This is a genomic window from Acidovorax facilis (genome assembly GCF_023913775.1).
GTDB classification, from domain to species: domain Bacteria; phylum Pseudomonadota; class Gammaproteobacteria; order Burkholderiales; family Burkholderiaceae_C; genus Acidovorax; species Acidovorax facilis.
Window position 1 is genome coordinate 1 of record NZ_JAMXAX010000237.1, and the last position, 2,901, is coordinate 2,901.

The window sequence follows — 2,901 nt, forward strand, 5'->3', positions numbered from 1 at the left end:
CACCCTCTGGGGAGACCGCTTCTGTGGGTGGTGCTGAGGATGCGGCGCCCCCGGCGCCTGTGTCTGAGCCGGGCTGGGCCCGGCGCATGCGGCGGCGCCAGCAGGCCACGCAGGCGGCCACCACGGCGGTACATGCCATCCGTGCCGGCGACCATGCGGGCGGCGGTGTTGCTCCGAGCCTGCGCGATGAATCCAATCCTTGATGAGGGCTGCCATGCGATTCCAACGACCCCAGCGGCGGTATTCGGAAACCCCCGAACCCGTCACCCCCTACCAGGCGGCCGGACAGGCCTGGGACCAGCGCATCGGCTCGGCCCGGGTGCAGGCGAAGAACTGGCGGCTGATGGCCTTTGGCTGCCTGAGCCTGGCCTTGCTCATGGCGGGTGGCTTGGTCTGGCGCTCGGCACAGTCCATCGTGACACCCTACGTCATCGAGGTGGACCAGGCCGGGCAGGTGCGCGCGGTGGGCGAGGCGGCCGCGCCGTACCAGCCGAGCGACGCGCAGATTGCGTTTCACCTGGCGCGCTTCATCACGGACGTGCGCTCGCTGTCCATCGATCCCATCGTCGTGCGACAGAACTGGCTCGAAGCCTACGACTACACCACGGACAAGGGGGCGGCGACCCTGAACGACTACGCGCGGGTTGCGGACCCGTTTTCTCGCATCGGGCAGCACTCGGTGACCGTGGCCATCAACAGCGTGGTGCGCGCCAGCGATGCCTCGTTCCAGGTGCGCTGGACCGAGCGGCGCTACGTCAACGGTGAGGCGGCCGGGCTGGAGCGCTGGACGGCCGTGCTGTCCATCGTGCTGCAGTCCCCGCGCAGCGAGGAGCGCCTGCGCAAGAACCCATTGGGCATCTACGTCAACGGCATGTCCTGGAGCCGCGAACTCGATGCCAGCGAAGGAGTGAAAAAACCATGAATGCACGAATCCCCTACCGCGCCCTGCCGCTGGTCCTGCTGGCCGTCCTGGTCACAGGCTGCGGAACCCCGGGCAAGCCGCCCCCATCGATCACGCTCGATGAGCCCGTCCAGGCCCAGGCCTTGCCCGAGCCGCCCAAGCCCATCGAGGTCGTGGCCGTGCCCGAGGTGCTGCCTATGCCTGCCCAGATGAAGCCCCTGCCCAAGGGCGGTGAGGCCCAATCCACCCCCGAGCCCAACGACGAAAAGGCCCGGGTGGCGCGTGCCAATGCCGAGGCCCGCGTGGCACCCACGCGCGAGGGCTACGTGAATGCCATCCAGGTCTGGCCCTACACCGACGGGGCGCTGTACCAAGTCTATGCGGCGCCGGGCCGGGTGACGGCCATCGCACTGCAGCCCGGTGAGGAGCTGGTCACGGTCGCCGCCGGAGACACCGTGCGCTGGATCGTGGGCGACACGGCCAGCGGGGGCGGCGAGACGCTGCGCGTGAAGGTGCTGGTCAAGCCCATCCGCTCGGGCCTCAAGACCAACTTGGTGATCACCACGAGCCGGCGCACCTACCTGGTCGAATTGACCTCCACCGAGAAGGCCTGGATGGCCTCGGTGTCCTGGGAGTACCCGAAGGACAAGATGCTGGCCCTGCAGCGCCAGGCGCAGGCGGCCCAGGCGGCGGCGCCCATCGAAAGCGGCCTGTCGCTGGAGAAACTGCGTTTCCGCTACGCCATCGGTAGTGGCAACCCGGCCTGGAAGCCGCTGCGCGCCTTCGATGATGGAGAGAAGGTCTATATCCAGTTCCCGGCAGGCATCGCACAGGGCGAACTCCCGCCCTTGTTCGTGATCGGGGCGCAAGGGGACGGACAGCTGGTGAACTACCGCTTCCGGCCGCCGTACTACATCGTGGACCGGTTGTTTGGCGCGGCCGAGCTGCGCCTGGGTGGAGGCGGGGGCCGGGATGGCGACGTGGTGCGCATTGAGCGCACGGACGGTGTGGGTGGACGGCTTTGACCATGGACAGCCGCGACCCTTCCAACGCCGCCACCCCGCCGCAACCCGCCAAGGTTGCTCCCGAATCGGTGGCGCTGCGCGCTGCGCCGCGACCCGTGACGCGGTTGAACCGGCGCATGCTGGCGGTTCTCGTGGGCTCCTTGGCAGCGGCCGTGCTGGGCGCCACCATCTGGTCGCTGCAGGGCAACCACCGGCGTGGCGCGAATCCCTCGGAGCTTTACAACGTCGATCGGGTGTCCAAGTCCGAAGGGCTGGACCGGTTGCCGACCGACTACGGCGGACTGCGATCACCAGAAGTACCCCGACTGGGACCGCCGTTGCCGGGCGACCTGGGCCCGGCCATCGTGAAGGCACAGGGGCCGGTGGAGCCGGGCTATGCGCCACCGGGGCATGATCCTGCGGATGCGCTGCGCAAGGAGGCCGAGGCGGCAGCGGGCTCTCCGGTGTTCTTCCGCACGGGGGTAGCGCAGGCGGGGCAGGGTGCGGCGCAGTCCGTGGCGATGGCGGCGCCTGCGGCATCCGGGCTGGCGGGGTTCGATCCATTGGCGGCGGGGCCTGCCTCGACGGCGGCGCAGCCTGCGGACCCTACGGCCGTTCAGAACCGGCAGGAGCAGAAGGAAGCCTTCCTGAAAGGCGGTTCCACGGAAACCCGGAATTCAGGAAACCTGCAAATGCCTGCCTCTCCCTACCAGGTGATGGCAGGGACGGTGATTCCGGCTGCGCTGGTGACGGGAATCCAGTCGGACCTGCCGGGCGATGTAGTCGCCACGGTGACGGAGCCGGTCTACGACACGGCCACGGGCCAGCACCTGCTGATCCCGCAGGGCTCGCGCATCCTGGGTCGCTACAACAGCCAGGTGAGCTATGGGCAGAGCCGGTTGCAGATGGTGTGGAACCGCATTGTCCTGCCGGGCACTTCGTCGCTATCTCTCGACAACCTCGTGGGCACCGATCCGGCGGGGCGCGCCGGCCTGC

3 protein-coding genes and 1 pseudogene are annotated in these 2,901 nt (G+C 68.9%); all 4 read left to right on the forward strand.

The window, feature by feature from the left end; genetic code table 11:
• Window positions 1–203: pseudogene (locus NFX52_RS29630) on the forward strand (P-type conjugative transfer protein TrbL); the annotation flags it as partial.
• A gap of 11 nt (window positions 204–214) precedes the next feature.
• Window positions 215–922, forward strand: a complete 708-nt coding sequence (gene trbF, locus NFX52_RS29635) for a conjugal transfer protein TrbF (protein ID WP_252635971.1) — start codon at window positions 215–217, stop codon at window positions 920–922.
• A complete protein-coding gene (trbG, locus tag NFX52_RS29640; RefSeq protein WP_252635972.1) occupies window positions 919–1,926 on the forward strand; it encodes a P-type conjugative transfer protein TrbG in 1,008 nt (335 codons plus the stop codon). Before trbF ends, trbG begins: the two co-directional genes overlap by 4 nt.
• 2 nt (window positions 1,927–1,928) lie before the next feature.
• Window positions 1,929–2,901, forward strand: a 973-nt coding sequence (locus NFX52_RS29645; protein WP_252635973.1) for a TraB/TrbI/VirB10 family type IV secretion system protein, incomplete at its 3' end; no start/stop codon positions are given.